At 47.6% G+C, this 773-nt stretch carries 1 protein-coding gene; it reads left to right on the top strand.

Annotation, left to right across the window (positions count from 1 at the left end):
• Nucleotides 1–162: 162 nt before the first annotated feature.
• Nucleotides 163–773 (top strand): isocitrate lyase (gene aceA, locus R7190_RS26870; protein ID WP_318137797.1); only part of this gene is annotated, 611 nt, incomplete at its 3' end.

Genomic DNA, 773 nt, shown 5'->3' with positions numbered 1-773 from the left:
TAACCAACTTCTTAACTGTCCCTGGTTATGACTACTTGGACTAAGAATTCTTAACTGTAATACCAATAACGTGAAAACTTTCGAGGCAGATAGGGATGTACTGCCTGAGAACGGAAACTCAACGCACAAACAAAAGTGCAAATAATAAAGAGGGATAGACCAATGACATTGACTCGCCGCCAACAAATTGAAGCTCTGGAAAAAGACTGGGCAACGAATCCACGCTGGAAAAACGTAAAGCGTACTTATACTGCAGAAGAAGTCGTAGAACTGCGTGGCTCGATGGTACCAGCAAATACAATCGCACAACGTGGTGCTGATAAGCTGTGGTCACTGGTCAACGGCAGTGCGAAAAAAGGTTATGTAAACTGTCTTGGTGCACTGACAGGTGGTCAAGCCGTACAACAAGCGAAAGCGGGTATCGAAGCGATTTACCTATCAGGCTGGCAGGTAGCGGCAGATAACAACACTGCATCGACTATGTACCCGGATCAGTCGCTATACCCAGTGGACTCAGTGCCTTCAGTGGTGAAGCGCATCAACAACTCTTTCCGTCGTGCTGACCAAATTCAGTGGGCGAATGGCAAGTCTCCTGAAGATGAAGGTGGTATTGATTACTTCCTACCAATCGTAGCGGACGCAGAGGCGGGCTTTGGTGGCGTGCTAAACGCATACGAACTGATGAAGTCGATGATCGAAGCCGGTGCCGCTGGTGTTCACTTTGAAGACCAACTCGCTTCGGTTAAAAAATGTGGTCACATGGGCGGTAAAGT

The sequence above is a fragment of the Vibrio sp. 1078-1 genome (assembly GCF_033340475.1).
Note: the sequence above shows the minus strand (reverse complement) of the source record. Positions and strands in the feature narration are given on the sequence as shown.